This is a genomic window from uncultured Roseobacter sp. (genome assembly GCF_947491795.1).
Lineage (GTDB): Bacteria > Pseudomonadota > Alphaproteobacteria > Rhodobacterales > Rhodobacteraceae > Roseobacter.
On the sequence record NZ_CANLKW010000010.1, the window covers coordinates 25,021 to 43,540 of the forward strand.

The window sequence follows — 18,520 nt, forward strand, 5'->3', positions numbered from 1 at the left end:
AAATCAGTTCTTGGCTTTGTCGACCATTTTACCGGCAGATATCCACGGCATCATGCCGCGCAGCGTTTCGCCGGTGGCTTCGATCTGGTGCTCGTCGTTGATACGGCGGGTCCCTTTAAAGAACGGCTGACCCACGGCGTTTTCCTGCATAAAGTCGCGCACGAATTTACCGGTCTGAATGTCCGTGAGGATCGCTTTCATCCGCGCCTTTGTCTCGTCATAGGGCAGAACACGCGGACCGGAGACATACTCACCATACTCAGCAGTATTGGAGATCGAATAGTTCATGTTGGCGATACCGCCTTCATAGATCAGGTCGACGATCAGCTTCACTTCATGCAGGCATTCGAAATAAGCCATCTCGGGCGCATAACCAGCCTCGACCAGTGTCTCGAAGCCCATGCGGATCAGCTCGACGAGGCCACCGCAGAGCACGGCCTGTTCCCCGAAGAGGTCGGTTTCGCATTCTTCGCGGAAGTTGGTTTCGATGATGCCGGAGCGGCCGCCACCGATGGCGGAGCAATAGCTGAGGCCGATTTCGAGCGCGCGGCCAGAGGCGTCTTTGTCAACCGCCACCAGGCAGGGCACGCCACCGCCTTTGGTGTACTCACCGCGTACGGTGTGGCCGGGGCCTTTGGGGGCCATCATCACCACATCGATACCCTCTTTCGGCTCGATCAGGCCAAAATGGACGTTCAGGCCGTGTGCGAAAGCGATTGCAGCACCGTCGCGGATATTGTCATGCACGTATTTTTTGTAGGTTTCGGCCTGCAGTTCATCGGGCATGGTGAACATGATCAGATCAGCCCAGGCCGCGGCCTCGGCGATACCCATCACCGTCAGGCCCTCAGCTTCGGCTTTGGCGGCGGAGGCCGAGCCTTCACGCAGGGCGACGGCCAGGTTCTTGGCGCCAGAATCGCGCAGGTTCAGCGCATGCGCGTGGCCCTGGGAGCCATAGCCCAGAATGGCCACTTTCATATCTTTGATCAGGTTCACATCGCAGTCGCGATCATAATAAACGCGCATATCGGCGCTCCTTTATCCGTGGTTTATCTTCCCGGGCACCATAAGAGCCAGTGAAGTCAGAAAATACTGTTGTGCGTGCATGAAATTCAGTACAAATCGATATTCTCATTCGCATTTTAATGGAAAAATGTAAAAATCATGCTTGATGACCTCGACAGGCGCATTCTGCGCCATTGGCAGGCCGAACCTGCGCTGAGCCCCGCTGAACTGGCGGGTCTGTGTGGTATCACGCCCGGCAAAGCCGCCAGGCGGATCACACGCATGCAGGAAGAGGGCATTGTCGAAGGTGTTGCGTCAGTAATCGACTGGGCGGCGATGGGGTACACCGTCGAAGTGTCGCTGCGCATCACGCTGGACAAAACAGTACCCCGCGCTTTCGACGATTTCATCGAGGCCGCTCGGGACGTTCAGGAAGTCACGGAAATCCAGACGTTCCTCGGGCGTGTCGACGTGCGCCTGAACATCATCGCGCGGGACATGGCGCACTATCAGGATATCTACCGGCGCCGTGTCCTCACGCTGCCGCATATCGCGGATATCGAAGCACTGATGCAGGTCGCGCGGATCAAAGCGGAGGAGGCACTGCCGCTGTGACAGATCTGGATGCAACAGACCGGGCTCTCTTGCTGGCACTGGCAAAAGACGCAACCCAAAGCGCGGGAGCATTGGGGCGGAGGTTCGGACTGTCGCAACCGGCTACATGGCGCCGTATTCGCAAGCTGGAGCAGGCGGGCATTCTGCGGGGCAGGCAATTGCGGCTCAACGCGGAAAAGCTGGGCTTTGGTGTGACTGTCTTTCTTGGTGTGAAGCTGGCCACAAAGGGCCGTGTCAGCCTTGAGGACTTTGAACGCGCCGTCAGTGCAATTCCGGAAGTGCAGCGGGTCGAACACGTTCTGGGCCTGTATGATTACCGGCTGCGTGTCGTTGCGCGCGATCTGTCAGACTTCGAACGCGTTTTGCGCCGCCGCATCATGACACTGCCCGGCGTCGGAGACGTGGAAGCCAACGTTCTGCTCACTGAAGAACGCAGACCGGGCCCGATTGCGCAGGATGGGTGACAAGAGTTTCCGACAGGAGACACGAGCGCCGCCACGGCAGCCGATGTATACATAAGTAGACTTTGCCAAGACCAACCCGACGGGATACCTCTGTGCCGGAAAGAGGGAGAAGAAACTATGGCTGCACTGCTTGAAAACGTTGATCCGGAAGGGCTGGAGGAATTCTCTGTTGTTTTCACGGATCGTTCGCTGAACTCAATGAGTGCTGCGTTCCAGCAGGTGATGAATGACATCTCAGGCATGCTCAAGGACGTCTATTCCGCCGATGCTGTCGCTATCATTCCTGGCGGCGGAACCTATGGCATGGAGGCTGTTGCCCGCCAGTTCGCGCGCGGTGCAGAGGTGCTGGTCGTGCGCAACGGCTGGTTTTCCTACCGGTGGAGCCAGATTTTCGAGACGGGTGGGCTGACAGCTAATACCACCGTGCTCAAAGCGCGGCAGACAGGAAACGCAAGCCCCTCTCCCTTTGCGCCGGCCCCGATCGACGAGGTGACAGCCACTATTGCAGAACAGAAACCGGATGTTGTTTTTGCACCCCATGTCGAAACCAGCGCAGGTGTTATTCTGCCTGACGACTACATAGCCGCGATGGCAGAGGCCGCGCATGACGCGGGCGCGCTGATGGTGCTGGACTGCATCGCTTCGGGCTGTGCCTGGATTGACATGCGCAAGCTTGGGGTGGATGTTCTGATTTCCGCACCGCAAAAGGGCTGGTCTGCATCGCCTTCGGCAGGTCTGGTGATGATGTCTGACCGTGCTGTTGCGCGGCTGGCAGAGACACAGTCGGACAGCTTTGCAATCGATCTGGGTAAATGGCACAGCATTATGCAGGCCTATGAGAATGGTGGCCATGCCTACCATGCGACGATGCCCACAGATGCGCTGCGCGCGTTTCGGGACACCATGCTTGAAACGCGGGAATACGGTTTTGACCGGCTGTGTGCAGCGCAGTGGGAGCTGGGGAATGCCGTGCGGGCGATGCTGGCCGAAAAAGGCGTGGTTTCTGTGGCCGCCGAAGGCTGTGGCGCGCCCGGGGTCGTCGTCAGCTACACGGCTGATCCGGATATCCAGAACGGCAGCAAGTTTATGGCTCAGGGCATGCAGATTGCTGCAGGTGTGCCGCTGCAGTGCGATGAGCCTGCGGATTTCAGAACGTTTCGCCTCGGGCTGTTCGGGCTGGACAAGCTCTATGATGTGCCAGGAACGCTGCAGCGTCTGAAACGCGTGCTGGATCAGGTTATCTGACGCCCAGACCCATCTGCATCAGTGTTTTGCGTACCGGTGCCACAGCATAGAGCGCCTGCAGACCGGCGGCGCGTGCGTCCCGCAGGGCGGGCGTGCTGACTTGGCTGGCGCGGTTCAGAAGATCAATCCCCTGCACCCGCAGAGAGATGTCGCGGAACCGCGCGGTGTGGTAAGCATCCAGCATCTGTCTGTCGCCCATGGTTTCAGGATGTGCCTGTGCCAGCTCCAGCAGGCAGGCCGTGTCCGCAAGGCTCATATTCAGACCCTGCGCGCCGATTGGCGGAACAACATGGGCGGCCTCGGCGATCAGGGCCACACGTTCCGCACTCAGGCGGTCCGATTTCTGGCTGATGATCGGCCATATCGTCCGGTGAGAGGCCAGCGTCAGCGGACCAAAGAGGCCGCAGCTGCGTTCCGTCATAGCAGCTTCAAACGCCGCGACCGGCATCTGATATCGCTCAAGTGCCAGCGGCCCGTCATCCATCCACACGATTGCTGAAGACGGACGGCCTTGGAAATCCGGCAAGGGCACGAGGGTAAAGGGGCCGCCTGTGCGGTGAATTTCCGTCGAGACGTTGTTGTGTGCCACCGGGTGCGTCACAGCAAAAGCCAGCGCCTTTTGTCCGTAGCGGCTTGTCTGCACGCCAATGCCAGCGGCCTCGCGCACAGGCGAATTCCGACCGTCTGCGGCGATCACCAGGCGCGCGCGCACAGCTGATCCATCGCTCAGACGCACCCGCGCTTCGCGCGATCGGGTGAAAAGGGAGTGTGTTCCTGTGCCTGGTCGGAAATCTACAGTTTCCAGCGCGTTCAGACGTTCAGACAGCTCGCGCCGAAGCAGCCAGTTGGGAAAATTCCAGCCAAAGGGTTGCTCGGAAATGTCGGCTGCTTTGAAATCCTTTGTCAGCCGCGGCTCTGGTGTCTCTCCGCCTGCATCGACGATACGCATGATCTCGAGCGGGGCTGCGTGTGGGGCCAGATGCTCCCACAAACCGGCCGCTTCAAGGACACGCCGTGCGGGTTGCAGCATTGCCGTGGAGCGCATATCGGCACCGTCATCGTCCCGGCGGATCACAGGTGGTGCGGGGTCTACGCACAAAACCCGGAAGCCCGCCGTACCAAAGGCAGCTGCGGCGGTCATGCCGGCGATACCGCCGCCGGATATCAGAATGTCACAGGTTGTATCTGTCATAAGGTCCCGGCATTTTTCGGGAAGGGTATCTGCCGTGGCAGGCAATGACCAGAAGGCTCAGCCCCAGGTAATCATCAGCAGCAGGATAAAAATAACAGGCACCATCGCCACCGCAGGCAGGTAGAGGCCCGGCAATCCGAAAATCAGCGCGGAGCACATCCAGAGGCTGACAAAGAGGATCAGCGCAAACCAGATATTGCTCTCATCACCCTCACTGACATCCCGCGCCACCCAGCCAATCACCGGGATCGCATAGAACAGTCTTTGCCAAAGCGGCAGGGCAGGTGGGTTTTCAGCAGTTGCCATTTCACTCTCCTGATCAGCGTTATGCTACAGATGGGGCGTGCGCGGACCCGGAACAGGTGCCGCATTGTCGCATCTGTGCGGTCAGGTGAGCCTGGACAGAAACTCCGCAAGATCATCTGTATGAAAATGAATGTGATCTCCCGGTCCGCATTCATCCGCCACATGTACCGTGCGCATGCCCATGGCATGGGGGGCTTTAAGATTGCGTGAATCATCCTCGAACATCGCGGCCTGCGCAGGGTCGAGGCCGTCCTTGCCAAAAACGGTTTCAAAGGCCTCGATCTCTGGTTTCGGCAAGTACCCGGCGTGCTCTACCCCGTAGACCGCATCAAAGATGCCGCTCAGCCCGCGTGCTTCCAGAACCCTGCGGGCATAGGGCTCACAGCCATTGGTATAGACGATCCGGCGGCCTGGCAGCGCGCGCAGACGGGCGGCCAGGTCCGGATCAGGCGTCAGACTGTCCATGGGGATATCGTGCACGTCCTGCAGATACGGGTCCGGGTCAACATCGTGTTCGCGCATCAGCCCGGCCAGTGTCGTGCCATGGGTTGCCCAGTAGTGTTTGCGCAGACGATCAGCTTCTGCGTGATCTACGGAAAGCGTGTCCATCACCCAGCGGGTCATGCGTACTTCAATCAGGTCGAAAAGACGCGCGGCGGGCGGGTAGAGGGTGTGATCAAGGTCGAACACCCAGGTGTCGACATGAGAAAAGGCTTTCTTTGGCATGATCCCTCGATACAGGTGCGGTCGTAATGTGCAAGCCCCGCGAGGGTTGCGCCACCGGGCTGCTGATCGTTAAGGTGGCTGAAACAGCTTTGGACAGAGATACTTATGGCATTGCAGAAACAACAACAGACCGATGCCTATTCTATGATCCTGGAGGCGATTGACCTTGGGGTCTACCGCCCTGGCGACCGTCTGGTGGAAAGCGAACTGGCGGAGCGTTTCGGCGTGTCGCGCACGCCCATCCGCGAAGCGCTGCAGCGGCTGGAGACGCAGTCTTTGCTGGCGCGGGATGGCCGCAGCCTGATCGTGGCATCACTGGATCATAACCAGATGGCCGAGCTGTATGTGGTGCGCCGCGAACTGGAAGGGCTGGCCGCGCGCCTGGCGGCTCAGCACGCAACTGCCGAAGAAGTGCGGATTCTGCGGGACATGGTCGAAGAAGACAACGCCCTGACAGAAGACCCCGCCGCCCTGGCCCGGGCCAACAGGCGGTTTCACAAGCAGATCCACCTTGCCTCGCACAACCGCTATCTTGTGCAACAGCTTGACCTGGTGCACCGCACCATGGCGCTGATGGCGACAACCTCGCTGGCGGCTCAGGGCAGGGGCGCGATCGCTCAGGAGGAGCACGACGCCATTGTACGCGCGGTCGAGGCGCGGGACGCGGATGCGGCGGATGAGGCCCTGCGCGAGCATATCTCGGTCGCGTTCATGACGCGTCTGAAACAGGATGCCATTCTGCGCCGCGACGAAAGCTGACCCGATCAGTTCGGGTCGGTCTGATGCGACACCCCATGCTGTGTCTTGTCCCAGTAAAATGGTGAGCGCACCATTTCCCACAGAGCCTTGAAAGCTGCGAGTGTGCCGAGCGTGTAGTAAAACATCATAGTGGGAACAAAAGGGATCAGGTGCCGGTGGCCCCGGCCCGAGACCGCGACAATACCCATGGCAATCGTCAGCAGTTCCGAGAAAACGAAGAGGCCCGCCATGGCCCAGACGGCCTGACTGCCCAGGGTGCCGGAAATCGGGTGCGTCAGACCGAGCAGCGTGATCCAGAATGTCCAGAGCAGGGGGGCCAGGGCAAACTGGGAGAATGCGGCCAGAAAGATCGTCTGAAGCCCCAGAAACCGCTTGATGCCAAGATCCCGGATCAGTTGTGCGGGGCGGCGCATGTGCACAAAGTATGTAACCATAAACCCCTTGAGCCAGCGGGATCTCTGGCGCACCCAGGGCCAGGGGCGGCTGGTCGCCTCTTCGTGGGTCACGGTGGGCAGAAGCTCTGTCTGATAGCCGTGTCGTGCAAGGCGAACGCCCAGATCGGCGTCTTCGGTGACGTTATGCGCGTCCCAGCCACACAGCTTTTCCAGCGCATCCCGGCGGAAAAAGAGGGTGGTGCCCCCCAGCGGGACCACAAGCCCCATCCGGGCAATGCCTGGCAGGACGATCCGCCACCAGGTGGCGTATTCGATGGTGAAACAGCGCGACAGCCAGTTGGTGCGGGAATTGTAGTAATCCAGTATGCCCTGCAGGCAGACCACGCTGTCCGGTGCCTGGGAAAACCGCGTGGCGACCCGCTCGATCTGATCTGCTTCGGGCCAGTCCTCGGCATCCCATACGCCGATGATGCTGCCGCGGCAGAAATCCAGAGCATAGTTGAGCGCGCGGGGTTTGGTGGTAAGGTCCCCCGCACCCGGCACTTCGATCACACTCATCCAGTCCGGCAGCTCTGTCCGGCTGAGCGTTTCACGGGTCAGGCTGTCGCCTTCCTCCAGTACCAGAACAACGTTCAGCAGGGATTTCGGATAGGTCAGTCTGCTCAGCCGCGCGATAAGCTGGGCGGCTATTTCCCTTTCCCTGAGCAGAGGCACCAGCACAGACACGCGGGGCATCCGAAAGGGTGCCGCGGTTACGGGCAGCGGTCTGATCCTGGTGGCGGGGCCGGCCAGCAGATGGCTGGCAAAAGCGGCGGCCTTAAGCACGGTGATCATGATGAGCGTCAGAACGGCCCAGAGAACACCCGCCGTAAAGGTCCAGACCGGCGACAGGATCAGCCCCAGGAGCAACAGCACGCAGATCAGCCCGGCAATGGTCAGCCTGCCGCGCGTGCCCGCCGCCCAGTCCCGGCAGCTTTCGCCCGCAGGCACGCGCCGTGTGGCGTTTTCGGCCAGTTCTGTGCCGTAGAGGCGGCTGATATGGGCCTGGATCTGAACCTCATCAACGATCACAGGAAAGAGGTTTTTACCCCTGATCCCAATGGCCTGGCGAAGCTGTGAAAAGGCAGCAGGACTGCTGGTTGCGATATAGATGCGCCGCCCGTCGACACGCCAGGGCACGACCCCATAGCGCAGGCACAGCGTGGCAGGCAGGTGGCGTGCCATGTCACGCGCGGGGGGGTTAAGCTCCAGGTCCGCGCCTTCGGTATGGGCCTGCAAGGCCAGCGCGCTGAGCACATCGCCTTTGCTGACAAGCCCTTCGGCCACCATGATGTCGCCCAGGGGCGCGTCGATGTGGCCCTGCAGGGAGAGCGCGTGTTGCAGATCTTTGCTGGCAATCTTGCCGTCATCCACCAGAAGTGTCCCGATGGGTGCATGCCGCCCGTTCTTTTGGCGACCCTTCGGCTTTGCCAGACGCAGGTCGAAGTCGTTCATCTGCCAGCCCGTTTGTGGGAAATACCGGCAGACCCTGTCAGAACAGGGTTAATGATCTGTTAAAAAAGGGTATTTCTACCTCTGCGGGTAGGCCTCAGGCGGCACGTTCCGCCATCGCGCTGGCAAAGCGCTCAAAGAGGTAATAGCTGTCCTGCGGGCCGGGGCTGGCCTCCGGATGGTGCTGCACGGACCAGACCGGCCGGCCATCGATGCGGATACCACAGTTGGAGCCGTCAAAGAGCGACGTGTGCGTCTCGACCACGCCCTCGGGCAGGGTCTGCGCATCAACGGCAAAGCCGTGGTTCATCGACGTGATCTCGACTTTGCCGGTATCATGATCCTTGACGGGATGGTTGGCCCCGTGATGGCCGTGGTTCATCTTGATGGTCTGTGCGCCCAGTGCCAGCGCCAGCATCTGATGGCCCAGGCAGATGCCGAAAACCGGCAGATCCGTCTGGTCCAGGACCTGCCGGATCATGGGCACAGCATAGCTGCCTGTTGCCGCCGGATCGCCGGGACCATTGGACAGAAAAACACCATCCGGCTGATGGGCCATGACGTCGTCATAGGTTGCTGTGGCAGGCAGAACAGTCACATCGCAACCCGCACTGGCAAGACAGCGCAGGATGTTCCGCTTGGCGCCGTAATCAATTGCGACCACACGGTATTTCGGGTTTTCCTGCGGGCTGTAACCCTGGGGCCAGGCCCACCGCATTTCATTCCAGCGGTAGGACTGGGCACAGGTGACTTCCTTTGCAAGGTCCAGCCCTTCCAGCCCTGAAAAACCGCGCGCGGCAGCGACCAGTGCCTCTGCATCAAAGTTGCCCTGGGGGTCATGTGCCAGGGCCACATGCGGCGCGCCGGACTGGCGGATGGCGCGGGTCATCCGGCGCGTGTCCACGCCCCCCATCGCAATGCGCCCCCGGGCGGCAAGCCACTGGTCCAGATGCTGAACGGAGCGCCAGTTTGACGGGTCGGTCGGCATCCATTTGACAATCATGCCCGCCGCGACCGGATCGCCGGTCTCATCGTCTTCGGGGTTCACGCCCGTGTTGCCGATATGCGGGAAAGTAAAGGTCACGATCTGCCCGGCATAGGAGGGGTCCGTCATGATCTCCTGATAGCCGGTCATTGCGGTGTTAAAGCACAGTTCCGCCACGGTCTGGCCGGTCGCCCCGAAGCCGTGTCCGTAAAACAGCGTCCCGTCTGCGAGGGCCAGACAAGCGGTGGGGCGGTCGGGCGCGGCGGGCTGCATGGGCGGTCCTTTCGGCGGAAATCGGGGGCAAAATCTGGCGGAAACTAGTCCCCGCGCCCGGGGGGGTCAAGAGCGTTTACGAGGCATATGAGGTCTATCTGACGTGGCGGCGTTTCTGAGGGGGGTGGTTGCAGGTGCGGGGACCTTTGGCTAAGGTCCGGCGCCGGAGCATAGCCACCCTGCGGTGGCGTCACCAGAGGTACCAGAGCAATGGATTTGCGCACAAAGATTTCCGCCGCACTCAAGCAGGCGATGAAGGATAAGGCCGCAGACCGCCTGTCCACACTGCGGCTGATCAATGCCGCGATCAAAGACAAGGATATCGCTGCGCGTGCGGATGGAAATGACGACGGCGTCGGCAATGAGGCGGTGCTGGGCATCCTGGGTAAAATGGCCAAGCAGCGCATGGAAAGCGCGCGGGCCTATGAGGAAGGCGGACGTCTGGATCTCGCAGAACGTGAGCGCGGCGAGATTGCCGTGATCGAGGAGTTTCTGCCCCGCCAGCTGTCCGAAGAGGAGGCTGTGGCCGCCGTGGATGCCGCCGTGGCGGAAATCGGGGCCGAGAGCATCCGGGACATGGGAAAGGTCATGGGTGTGCTCAAGGGCCGCTATACCGGTCAGATGGATTTTGGCAAAGTGGGCCCGATGGTCAAAGACCGCCTGGCCTGACAGGCACTGCACCGGAGGCGCCATGGACATCTTCAAAGCCTCTGAAAAGATTATGAAAATGGATGATGCCGCCTGGGCACGCCACGCCAACCCGTGGAGTGTCTGGTCGCGGTTTTCATGTCTGCCGCTGATCGTCGCCGCCATCTGGTGCCGGATCTGGATCGGGTGGTGGGCGCTGGTGCCGCTGGGGCTTGCGCTGATCTGGACGTGGATAAACCCGCGTCTTTTTGCGCCGCCCGCTGCGCTGGACAGCTGGGCGTCGCGCGGTGTCATGGGAGAGCGGTTTTTCCTGAACCGTCACGAGGTTCCGGTGCCGGAACACCACCTGCGTGCGGCCTGGTGGCTGACCGCTGTTTCCGCAGCCGGTTTGATTGTCCTGATCGCCGGGCTCTGGATTCAGGATGGGATGCTGACGCTTTTTGGCCTGGTTGTCAGCATCGGCGGCAAGATGTGGTTCGTGGACCGTATGGTCTGGATTTACGAGGATATGACCCGGTCAGCGGGCCCAGGCGCGCTGTAGTTCGTCGTATAGCGCTATCCGTTCCTCTTCACTCAGGAAAGCGCCGATTTCCACCTCGCGGCCTTTGCCGCTGAGGGTGACATACTGTGGTACAGGTCCGTCTTTTTCGTATTTGGTGATCGTGGTCCAGTAGCGGTTGCAGTCCCAGGCTCTGACCTCGCCTGTGGGCTCTGTGCGTACGAGTTTTGCCTGGCTTTCATCCAGGGTCAGCACTTCGGTGATCTGGCGGGCGTGGCGGTTGCGCTGGAGCGCGTGCCAGATGCCCCAGACCGCGGCCAGCAGAAAGGGCAGCAGCCCCCACAGCACCGGCGAGCCAAGCAGCGGCAGCGCGGGAATGCAGATCAGTGTGAAGGTGGCCAGCACAAAGGCCGCCATGCCACGCGCGGGCAGCGCGTTGTGGGGCCAGAGGCGCAGCTGCTGGGGCGTTTCACCTGGGGCTGTGGTCCATTGATAGGGCATTGCGCTGATCGGTCCGGCGGGGGTGGTCGGCAGGGTGTTCGGGGGCAGTTTACAGCGCCCGAATTGACGGGTGCAATGCGGCACAGCGCCCGGTTTTGCGCAACGTTCGGTGCCCGGATTTCGGCCACAGGGCACGAATCACCCGTTAACGCAGCAGTACAAGGCAAAACCGGCGTCGGTTTCACGTCGGTATAACGTCGGTATTTTGTCGGTGGAAGGGCGGTGCCGGGGCGGGTTAACAGCGCGTGCGCCCGGGTTTGTTGTCAAAGGGTAAATGCCGGTTCGTACCCGCGTCGCACTGGCAGCGACGGGCCCCCGGTTGCAGGGCACCGCCACGCGCCAGTGATCCGGCGGATGCCTGGCAAGGGCCTGCAAACTCCCGACAATTTGAAGAACCTGTTCACCGGACCCTAACACTATGGGCGTAAAACGCAGATCCCGAGACAGGGGTAGAAATGAAGTTCGAGACGCTTCAGAAAACGTATCTGGATCTGACCGGTGATGCGGTTGTGATCGGGCGCATTTCGCCCGGGTCCGAAACTGCGCGGGTCACTTATATCAACGCGGCCTTTACCCGCCTGTTTGGATATATGTCGCAGGACGTCCTTGGCCGTTCCTTTGACCATACGCCCGGGTTGCAGGAGACGCTGGCGCTGTTTGACAGCCTGGTTTTGCAAACCCCGGAGGAAGAGCAAAGCGTGGATGCCCAGGCGCGGTTTACCCGCGCCGATGGCACGGAATTCTGGGCCAGTATCTCTTTTCTGAATGCAGGCGGCGCACCCGGAGAGGCGCGGTTATTCTGCGCGACCTACCGCGATATCTCGGCGCTCAAACAGGCGGAGGACACCGCCAACAGATCGCGCGCCCGGCTGATCGCAGCGCTGGATGCCTACCCCTATCCCTTTGCCATTTACGACAAGGATGACTGTCTGGTCGTCTGGAATGATGCTTACAGCGAATCGATGACGGACAGGCCGGAAGATCTTTGCCCCGGCATGCATGTCAGGGAGGTCGCCAACATCGCCATCAAAGGCGGTAAGTTCGTGGCGGCCATCGGTAAGGAAAAGCAATGGACCTCGGATGAGCATCACAAACAGGAGTTGTCCAAGCCCGTGCAGGATCTGGAGCTGGCCGGGGATATCCATCACCGGTTGCTGAGATCACGGAGCAAGAACGGTGATCTGGTCATGCTGCGCATCGATATGACGGAGGTAGTGCGCCAGCGGCGGGCGCTGGAGGCGGTTCAGGAACGGTTCATGTCCGCGATCAACGCCTATCCTGATCCCTTTGCGATCTATGATGCGGGCCACCACCTGGTGATCTGGAATTCGGCCTATGCGGCGTCCATGTCCGCCCGGCCAGAGGAGCTGCGCCCGGGCGTGCATCTGAAAGACCTGTTGCACAGTGCGGCCCGGGAGGGTCTGATCGCCCCCGCACAGGGGCGGGAAGCGGACTGGGTGGAGGAATACTACTCCCCGCAGCTGCTGGACCCCGGATCAGAGGATCTGGAGTTTGCCAATGGAGAGCATTACCGCATGATCCGCTCCCGCACGCCCAAGGGAGAATATGTGGCGCTGCGCGTCAACATCACCGAGGAAGTCCGCCAGCGCCGCGTGGTGGAACAGCACACGAAAGAGCTGGAGCGGGTGAATGCAGAGATCACCCATAAGGCGCTGCACGATGATCTGACGGGCCTGGGCAACCGGCGGTATCTGTCCCGCCGGTTTGAGGAATTGTGCGCGACGCGGGGCAAAGAGGGTGGCGAACTGGCCGCCCTGCATATCGATCTGGACCGGTTCAAGCAGATCAATGACACCATGGGCCACGCGGCAGGCGACCATGTTCTGCTGGAGACCGCCAACCGTATTGTCACCAGCGTGCAGCCTGGCGATGTGGTGGCGCGGATCGGGGGCGATGAGTTTGTGGTGCTGTTGCTGGCCGACTGCGGCAGCGCGCGCCCGGTGCAGCTGGCCACTGATCTGCTGAAAATGCTGGGCAGGCCAACCTTTTTTGAGGGGCGTGAATGCCGGTTCGGGGCGTCGATTGGTCTCGCGCAGACGCCGCTGTCCTCGGTTGAGGAGCTTCTGACCAACTCTGACATTGCGCTCTACAAGGCCAAGCGGGGCGGGCGCTGTCGTCTTGATCTGTTTGACCGGTCTGACCTGGAAGAGATCCGGCACACCAAGGAGCTGGCCGATGACATCCTGCGGGCGATCGAGAACCAGGAGTTTGTGCCCTGGTATCAGCCCCAGACGGATGCGGTCACAGGCGTGGTTGTCGGGGTTGAGGTGCTGGCCCGCTGGCAGCATCCCGAAAAGGGCATCGTGTCGCCCGCCGGTTTTCTGGCGGTGGCCACGGATCTGAATGTGGCGGCAGATATTGACGGCATGATCTTTACCAAGGCGATGCATGATTGCCGCGATGTCTTTCCGGGAATGCCGGTGTCGCCGTCGCTGTCGTTCAACGTCAGCGCCAGCCGGGTGCGCGAGAACAGCATTGATGATGTGCAGGTCATGGTCAGAGACTATCCCGGCGAGGTCTGTTTCGAGCTGCTGGAGACAATTTTCCTGGAAGAGGCGGATGCCGGCTTTCTCTTTCAGCTCGACCGGTTGCGGGACATGGGGATCACCATCGAGATTGATGATTTCGGCAGCGGGCATGCCTCGGTCGTGGCGTTGCAGCGGATCGGCCCTGACAGGCTGAAGATTGACGGCCGGCTGATTGCCCAGGCAACGGAGAGTGAAAACGGTCTGCGTCTGGTGCGCTCCCTGGTCGAGATCGGGCTTGCCCTGGAGATGGGCGTAACCGCCGAGGGGATCGAAACGCAGGAGCAGGCAGATGTGCTCGCCGGGCTGGGCTGTGACCGGCTGCAGGGCTATCACATTGCGCGGCCGATGCCCTTTGGCGACCTTCTGGCCTTTCTGGGTCAGCCCCCGGACCGCGTGGCAGGCTGAGGCCTGTGTGACGGGCTACCGGTGATCCAGCGCGCGGCGGTGGGCTGAAATGCAAAAGGCCCCGCGTTTCCACAGGGCCTTTTTTGTTGTCAGCGCTCGTTTCAGTGCGCGTGTTTGTTGTCCCATTCTTCCTGCTTGGGCAGGATTTCGAACGTATGCTCGGGCGGCGGGGATGGCAGCGTCCATTCCAGCGTGTCGGCATATTCGTTCCAGGGGTTGGCTTCTTTCGCTTCCTTGCCCTTGCGGATGGCATAGAACATCACGCCAAAGAAGAAGAGGAAGGAGGCAAAGCTGAGGAAGGCACCAAGGCTCGACCACCAGTTCCAGTAGGCAAAGGCATCCGGATAGTCGATGTAGCGGCGCGGCATGCCCTGACGGCCCAGGAAGTGCTGTGGGAAGAACGTCAGGTTTGCACCGATGAAGAAGGCCCAGAAGTGCAGCTTGCCCGCCCATTCAGGATACATGCGGCCGGTCATTTTGGGGAAGTAGAAGTAGATCCCCGCAAAGATCGCGAACACAGCACCGAGGCTCATCACATAGTGGAAGTGTGCCACCACGTAGTAGGTGTCGTGGTAGTAGCGGTCCACGGCGGCCTGGGACAGAACGATGCCTGTCACACCACCAACGGTGAAGAGGAACAGGAAGCCAAATGCCCAGAGCATGGGCGTTTTGAATTCAACAGAACCGCCCCACATGGTAGCAATCCAGCTGAAGATTTTGACCCCGGTGGGCACCGCGATGACCATGGTCGCCAGCATAAAGTATGCCTGCTGGTTGAGGGTCATCCCGACGGTATACATGTGGTGCGCCCAGACGACGAAACCCAGCGCGCCGATGGCGATCAGGGCCCAGACCATCGGCAGGTAGCCGAAGATCGGTTTGCGCGCAAAGGTCGCAATCACGTGGCTGATGATGCCGAAACCGGGCAGGATCACGATGTAGACTTCCGGGTGGCCGAAGAACCACAGGATGTGCTGATAGAGGATCGGGTCGCCGCCGCCTGCAGGATCAAAGAAGGTGAACCCGAAGTTCCGGTCCATGAGCAGCATGGTGATCGCGCCTGCCAGAACCGGCAGGGACAGCAGGATCAGCCAGCTTGTCACAAAGATCGACCAGGAGAAAAGCGGCACCTTGAACAGTGTCATGCCCGGGGCACGCATGTTCAGGAAGGTGGTGATCATGTTGATCGCGCCAAGGATCGAGGAGGCACCGGAGACGTGCACCGCAAAGATCGCGAGGTCCATGGAGAACCCGCCCTCGTTCGTGGACAGCGGTGGATAGAGCACCCAGCCCACACCCGAACCGGACTGATCGTTACCGCCCGGCGCCAGCACAGAGCAAACGGCGAGGGTTGTACCGGCCACATAGAGCCAGAACGACAGGTTGTTCATGCGGGGGAATGCCATATCGGGCGCGCCGATCTGCAAGGGCATGAAATAGTTGCCAAATCCGCCGAAAAGCGCCGGGATCACGACAAAGAACATCATCAGGATGCCGTGTCCGGTGATCAGAACGTTCCAGAGGTGCCCGTTTGGCGTACAGGCCGCATCGCTGGCCATCATACGTGCGCCTTCCATGCACATGTACTGTACACCCGGTTCCATAAGCTCAAGGCGCATGTAAACGGTGAATGCGACCGAAATGAATCCGGCGAAAGCGGAGACGATCAGGTAGAGAATACCGATGTCTTTGTGGTTTGTGGACATGAACCAGCGGGTAAAGAAGCCGCGCTCGTCATGGTGATCATGGCCGTGGATGGCTGCGTCTGCCATGCTCTTGCCTCCTGACAGTGAGTTATACCTGCACGACGGTTCCCGTGCCGCGCAGAGATTCCAGACGTTTCTAGAGGGAGTTGGCGGCAGGAGCAATGATCGTATTGACGCAGCCGCAGATATTTCCCGGCGGATGCGGACAGGACCCGCGACGGCTGTGAAAACTGTGCAAATGTTTAACTGTCTTCGTGCGTATTTACCGCCTGTTAACGCCACCAGGGCATTTTCCTGTTGGTAACCGGGCCGCGGTTCACGATGCGGCCGAGGAAAGAAGAATTTATGGCCGTCGCCCCCGTATCGGACCCCGTTGATCAAGAAGTGCCCGCCAGCGCGGACAGCCCTGAGTTTCTCAGGCGGATGGTTTCGCTGGTGCCGGGCATTCTGTATATCTTCAACCACCGGACCCAGAGCAACGAATATTCCAACCGGTCGATCGCGGAACTGCTGGGATACACCCGCGAAGAGACAATCGCGCTGGGCGACCGCCTGATGGAAACGATCATCCACCCCGAAGAAGCGGCGCGCGTGGATCTGTATCTGGAAAAGCTGGCCAATTGTAAGGACGGCATCCAGCGGCTGATCGAATACCGGGCCATCAACAGACAGGGGAGCATTGTCTGGCTGCGCAGTATTGATGCTGTCTTTGACCGGGATGCCGAGGGCAGGGTGCTGCGCCACATTGGTATTGCCATGGACATCACCGCCCAGAAAAAGGCAGCCGAGCGTCTGAAAGCCAAAAACCATGAGCTGGAACAGCTGACCTATGTGGCCACCCATGACCTGCGCGGCCCGGTCACCAATATGACGTCACTGGTTGCGGATCTGATGACCTGTCAGGAGATGCTGCCGCCGGCACAGGCAGAATCGCTCGACCTTATGCAGGAAGTCACGGATCAGGCGCGCAAAAAGCTGGATACGCTGGTCCTGGCGGCTGAGGCCAGCTCGGGCGAGTTGCCCGCGGTCGAGACCGTCAGCCTGGTTGTGGCCTGCGAGACGGCAATGTCCCGGCTGCGTGACCGGATCAGCTGGTCGGGCGCACGTGTCCGCACAAGTTTTGAGGCAACGCAGGTCCGCTGTATGCCCGAAGCGCCTGCCGGGATCCTGGAAGCGCTGATCTGTAATGCGCTGGATTACTGCCCGGCAGACCGCACACCGGATATTCTGATCTCATCGCGCAGCGAAGACGCCGTAACCGTGCTTGAGGTGCGGGACAATGGCGCGGGTCTTGACCCCGAACGGGACTGCGAAAAAGTCTTCAGCCTGTTCCAGCGTGCCCATGCGGAGCCCGCCGGAGAGGGCGTCTCCCTTTATGTGGCGAAATGTCTGATCGAACGTATCGGCGGACGGATCGGTCTTTCTGTGGCACCGGATGGCGGTGCTGTTTTCAAAATCACATTTCCCAATTGAGAAGGTGCTGACAGGTGCAGAGTGAACCTCTTTCAAAGATCCTTCTGGTTGATGACGACCGCGTCACCAACATGCTGCATGAGCGGCTGATCGGGAAATCCGGCGTGGCCCGTTCGGTGGCTGTTGCAACCGATGGGGTGGCCGCACTTGAGCATCTGGAAAGTGTGCGCAGCGCTGACGAAGAGGCCCCGGACCTGATTCTTCTCGACATCAATATGCCGCGCATGAACGGGTTCGAGTTTCTGGAAGCCTATCGTGACCTGCCGTCCGAAGAGCAGAAGCGGCATATGATTGTCATGCTGTCGACCTCTGTGCTGCAGCGCGATCACGCGCGGGCAGAGGCGGATCCGAATGTGCACGCTTTTGTGTCCAAACCGCTGGACCGTGCCCTGCTGAACGATATTGTGGCGGCCTGCCAGGCGGGCAGGTCGGACAGGGCCGCCGGCTGATCAGCCGGTCCGGGCCGGAAGATCCGGTGCCGGCGCATCCCGGGGCACATCCCCGAACACGGTTTCAAACGCACCGCGCAGCGCCACATCAAGATCATGCATGCTCACCGGCAGTCCCAGATCGGTCAGGCTGGTCACACCATGTTCACGGATGCCGCAGGGCACAATGCCGTCGAAATGCGTAAGGTCCGGTTCGACATTGACCGACACCCCGTGAAAACTCACCCATTTCCGCAACCTGATCCCGATGGCGGCCACCTTGTCCTCGGGCGGGCTGCCATCGGTGCGCGCAGTTTTTTCAGGCCGTTCGACCCAGACGCCGACGCGTCCGTCACGGATGTGCCCCGTCACATTAAAGCTGTCGAGCGTCCGGATCACCCAGGTCTCCAGATCCTGCACAAAAGCCCGCACGTCATGGCCGCGCTGTCCCACGTCGAGCAATGTGTAGGCCACACGCTGCCCGGGACCGTGATAGGTATACTGCCCGCCGCGCCGGGTCTGAAAGACGGGGAATCGCTCCGGATCGGTCAGATCGGCGTCCCGCGCCGAGGTACCGGCGGTATAAAGCGGCGGGTGTTCGACCAGCCAGACGCATTCAGCAGCCTGTCCTGCGGCAATCGCCGTGGCGCGCTCTTCCATCCAGGTCTCGGCGGCGCGATAGTCCGTCAGCCCGTCAGATATGATCCATTCCACCATGGGCGCGGTCTAACCTGGCGCCGGGGTGCTGGCAATTGCCCCCTGTGCGGCGCGGCGGGGGTGAAAATGCACCGATGCGGCTGTGCGGGCGGATATTTTCCGCATTATGGCTCTTCACAAGGCGCAGGTGCCGCTGTA

The 18,520-nt window shown here is 60.7% G+C and carries 18 protein-coding genes; 9 read left to right on the forward strand and 9 right to left on the reverse strand.

The genetic code is table 11. From position 1 onward, the window contains the following. Positions 1 to 3 precede the first annotated feature (3 nt). A complete protein-coding gene (ilvC, locus tag Q1A34_RS20800; protein WP_300039170.1) occupies positions 4 to 1,026 on the reverse strand; it encodes a ketol-acid reductoisomerase in 1,023 nt (340 codons plus the stop codon). 138 nt (positions 1,027 to 1,164) lie between these two features. Between ilvC and Q1A34_RS20805 the strand changes: the two genes are divergently transcribed. The 3 genes from Q1A34_RS20805 (at position 1,165) to Q1A34_RS20815 (ending at position 3,329) form a co-directional block, all read left to right on the forward strand. Beyond that, positions 1,165 to 1,620, forward strand: coding sequence for an Lrp/AsnC family transcriptional regulator (locus Q1A34_RS20805; RefSeq protein WP_300039173.1), 456 nt, complete (start codon positions 1,165 to 1,167; stop codon positions 1,618 to 1,620). Continuing rightward, positions 1,617 to 2,084, forward strand: a complete 468-nt coding sequence (locus Q1A34_RS20810) for an Lrp/AsnC family transcriptional regulator (RefSeq protein ID WP_300039176.1) — start codon at positions 1,617 to 1,619, stop codon at positions 2,082 to 2,084. The genes Q1A34_RS20805 and Q1A34_RS20810 overlap by 4 nt, the downstream gene beginning before the upstream one ends. A gap of 117 nt (positions 2,085 to 2,201) precedes the next feature. After that, positions 2,202 to 3,329: an aminotransferase class V-fold PLP-dependent enzyme gene (locus tag Q1A34_RS20815; protein WP_300039179.1), complete on the forward strand. Its 1,128-nt coding sequence runs from the start codon at positions 2,202 to 2,204 to the stop codon at positions 3,327 to 3,329. Here the strand turns inward: Q1A34_RS20815 and Q1A34_RS20820 are convergent. The 3 genes from Q1A34_RS20820 to Q1A34_RS20830 form a co-directional block, all read right to left on the reverse strand. Then, positions 3,322 to 4,521 carry a UbiH/UbiF family hydroxylase gene (locus Q1A34_RS20820; RefSeq protein ID WP_300039183.1) on the reverse strand — a complete coding sequence of 400 codons (1,200 nt, stop codon included), beginning with the start codon at positions 4,519 to 4,521 and terminating at the stop codon, positions 3,322 to 3,324. The two genes, Q1A34_RS20815 and Q1A34_RS20820, sit on opposite strands and share 8 nt — an antisense overlap. Positions 4,522 to 4,578: 57 nt before the next feature. Then, a complete protein-coding gene (locus Q1A34_RS20825) occupies positions 4,579 to 4,827 on the reverse strand; it encodes a hypothetical protein (RefSeq protein ID WP_300039186.1) in 249 nt (82 codons plus the stop codon). Between the two features lie 81 nt (positions 4,828 to 4,908). After that, complete coding sequence (locus Q1A34_RS20830; protein ID WP_300039189.1) at positions 4,909 to 5,553, reverse strand: pyrimidine 5'-nucleotidase; 645 nt, start codon at positions 5,551 to 5,553, stop codon at positions 4,909 to 4,911. A 105-nt stretch (positions 5,554 to 5,658) separates the two neighbouring features. Here Q1A34_RS20830 and Q1A34_RS20835 point away from each other — a divergent pair, with 105 nt between their 5' ends. Next, positions 5,659 to 6,312: a GntR family transcriptional regulator gene (locus Q1A34_RS20835; protein ID WP_300039193.1), complete on the forward strand. Its 654-nt coding sequence runs from the start codon at positions 5,659 to 5,661 to the stop codon at positions 6,310 to 6,312. 5 nt (positions 6,313 to 6,317) lie between these two features. Here Q1A34_RS20835 and Q1A34_RS20840 read toward each other — a convergent pair whose 3' ends face one another. Both Q1A34_RS20840 and carA read right to left on the reverse strand, forming a co-directional pair. Further along, entirely contained in the window at positions 6,318 to 8,201 is a 1,884-nt protein-coding gene (locus tag Q1A34_RS20840; RefSeq protein WP_300039197.1) for a glycosyltransferase family 2 protein, read from the reverse strand. A gap of 94 nt (positions 8,202 to 8,295) precedes the next feature. Then, the gene (carA, locus tag Q1A34_RS20845) at positions 8,296 to 9,456 is read right to left on the reverse strand and encodes a glutamine-hydrolyzing carbamoyl-phosphate synthase small subunit (protein ID WP_300039200.1); all 1,161 of its coding nucleotides are present in this window, start codon (positions 9,454 to 9,456) and stop codon (positions 8,296 to 8,298) included. A gap of 210 nt (positions 9,457 to 9,666) precedes the next feature. On the opposite strand from carA, the gene Q1A34_RS20850 reads away from it, so the two are divergent. After that, complete coding sequence (locus Q1A34_RS20850; RefSeq protein ID WP_300039203.1) at positions 9,667 to 10,125, forward strand: GatB/YqeY domain-containing protein; 459 nt, start codon at positions 9,667 to 9,669, stop codon at positions 10,123 to 10,125. Positions 10,126 to 10,147: 22 nt separating this feature from the next. Beyond that, the gene (locus Q1A34_RS20855; RefSeq protein ID WP_300039205.1) at positions 10,148 to 10,645 is read left to right on the forward strand and encodes a DUF6653 family protein; all 498 of its coding nucleotides are present in this window, start codon (positions 10,148 to 10,150) and stop codon (positions 10,643 to 10,645) included. Here Q1A34_RS20855 and Q1A34_RS20860 read toward each other — a convergent pair. Next, positions 10,622 to 11,104 carry a DUF2244 domain-containing protein gene (locus Q1A34_RS20860; protein ID WP_300039208.1) on the reverse strand — a complete coding sequence of 161 codons (483 nt, stop codon included), beginning with the start codon at positions 11,102 to 11,104 and terminating at the stop codon, positions 10,622 to 10,624. The genes Q1A34_RS20855 and Q1A34_RS20860 overlap by 24 nt on opposite strands. Before the next feature lie 455 nt (positions 11,105 to 11,559). Here Q1A34_RS20860 and Q1A34_RS20865 point away from each other — a divergent pair, with 455 nt between their 5' ends. Next, positions 11,560 to 14,058: an EAL domain-containing protein gene (locus tag Q1A34_RS20865; protein WP_300039211.1), complete on the forward strand. Its 2,499-nt coding sequence runs from the start codon at positions 11,560 to 11,562 to the stop codon at positions 14,056 to 14,058. Between the two features lie 101 nt (positions 14,059 to 14,159). Here Q1A34_RS20865 and ctaD read toward each other — a convergent pair whose 3' ends face one another. After that, positions 14,160 to 15,830: a cytochrome c oxidase subunit I gene (ctaD, locus tag Q1A34_RS20870; RefSeq protein WP_300039214.1), complete on the reverse strand. Its 1,671-nt coding sequence runs from the start codon at positions 15,828 to 15,830 to the stop codon at positions 14,160 to 14,162. Positions 15,831 to 16,109: 279 nt separating this feature from the next. Between ctaD and Q1A34_RS20875 the strand changes: the two genes are divergently transcribed. Both Q1A34_RS20875 and Q1A34_RS20880 read left to right on the forward strand, forming a co-directional pair. Then, complete coding sequence (locus Q1A34_RS20875) at positions 16,110 to 17,237, forward strand: HAMP domain-containing sensor histidine kinase (RefSeq protein WP_300039217.1); 1,128 nt, start codon at positions 16,110 to 16,112, stop codon at positions 17,235 to 17,237. A 14-nt stretch (positions 17,238 to 17,251) separates the two neighbouring features. Further along, the gene (locus Q1A34_RS20880; RefSeq protein WP_300039219.1) at positions 17,252 to 17,686 is read left to right on the forward strand and encodes a response regulator; all 435 of its coding nucleotides are present in this window, start codon (positions 17,252 to 17,254) and stop codon (positions 17,684 to 17,686) included. On the opposite strand, the gene lipB is transcribed toward Q1A34_RS20880, so the two are convergent. Beyond that, positions 17,687 to 18,382, reverse strand: coding sequence for a lipoyl(octanoyl) transferase LipB (gene lipB, locus Q1A34_RS20885; protein ID WP_300039221.1), 696 nt, complete (start codon positions 18,380 to 18,382; stop codon positions 17,687 to 17,689). It abuts the gene before it with no gap. Positions 18,383 to 18,520 lie beyond the last annotated feature (138 nt).

Coding starts and splice junctions, on each gene's coding strand:
- Q1A34_RS20820 (WP_300039183.1), bottom strand. CDS start 4,521: ATGACAGATACAACCTGTGACATTCTGATATCCGGCGGCGGTATCGCC.
- ctaD (WP_300039214.1), bottom strand. CDS start 15,830: ATGGCAGACGCAGCCATCCACGGCCATGATCACCATGACGAGCGCGGC.
- Q1A34_RS20855 (WP_300039205.1), top strand. CDS start 10,148: ATGGACATCTTCAAAGCCTCTGAAAAGATTATGAAAATGGATGATGCC.
- Q1A34_RS20835 (WP_300039193.1), top strand. CDS start 5,659: ATGGCATTGCAGAAACAACAACAGACCGATGCCTATTCTATGATCCTG.
- Q1A34_RS20840 (WP_300039197.1), bottom strand. CDS start 8,201: ATGAACGACTTCGACCTGCGTCTGGCAAAGCCGAAGGGTCGCCAAAAG.
- Q1A34_RS20850 (WP_300039203.1), top strand. CDS start 9,667: ATGGATTTGCGCACAAAGATTTCCGCCGCACTCAAGCAGGCGATGAAG.
- carA (WP_300039200.1), bottom strand. CDS start 9,456: ATGCAGCCCGCCGCGCCCGACCGCCCCACCGCTTGTCTGGCCCTCGCA.
- Q1A34_RS20875 (WP_300039217.1), top strand. CDS start 16,110: ATGGCCGTCGCCCCCGTATCGGACCCCGTTGATCAAGAAGTGCCCGCC.
- Q1A34_RS20865 (WP_300039211.1), top strand. CDS start 11,560: ATGAAGTTCGAGACGCTTCAGAAAACGTATCTGGATCTGACCGGTGAT.
- Q1A34_RS20825 (WP_300039186.1), bottom strand. CDS start 4,827: ATGGCAACTGCTGAAAACCCACCTGCCCTGCCGCTTTGGCAAAGACTG.
- ilvC (WP_300039170.1), bottom strand. CDS start 1,026: ATGCGCGTTTATTATGATCGCGACTGCGATGTGAACCTGATCAAAGAT.
- Q1A34_RS20830 (WP_300039189.1), bottom strand. CDS start 5,553: ATGCCAAAGAAAGCCTTTTCTCATGTCGACACCTGGGTGTTCGACCTT.
- lipB (WP_300039221.1), bottom strand. CDS start 18,382: ATGGTGGAATGGATCATATCTGACGGGCTGACGGACTATCGCGCCGCC.
- Q1A34_RS20805 (WP_300039173.1), top strand. CDS start 1,165: ATGCTTGATGACCTCGACAGGCGCATTCTGCGCCATTGGCAGGCCGAA.
- Q1A34_RS20815 (WP_300039179.1), top strand. CDS start 2,202: ATGGCTGCACTGCTTGAAAACGTTGATCCGGAAGGGCTGGAGGAATTC.
- Q1A34_RS20860 (WP_300039208.1), bottom strand. CDS start 11,104: ATGCCCTATCAATGGACCACAGCCCCAGGTGAAACGCCCCAGCAGCTG.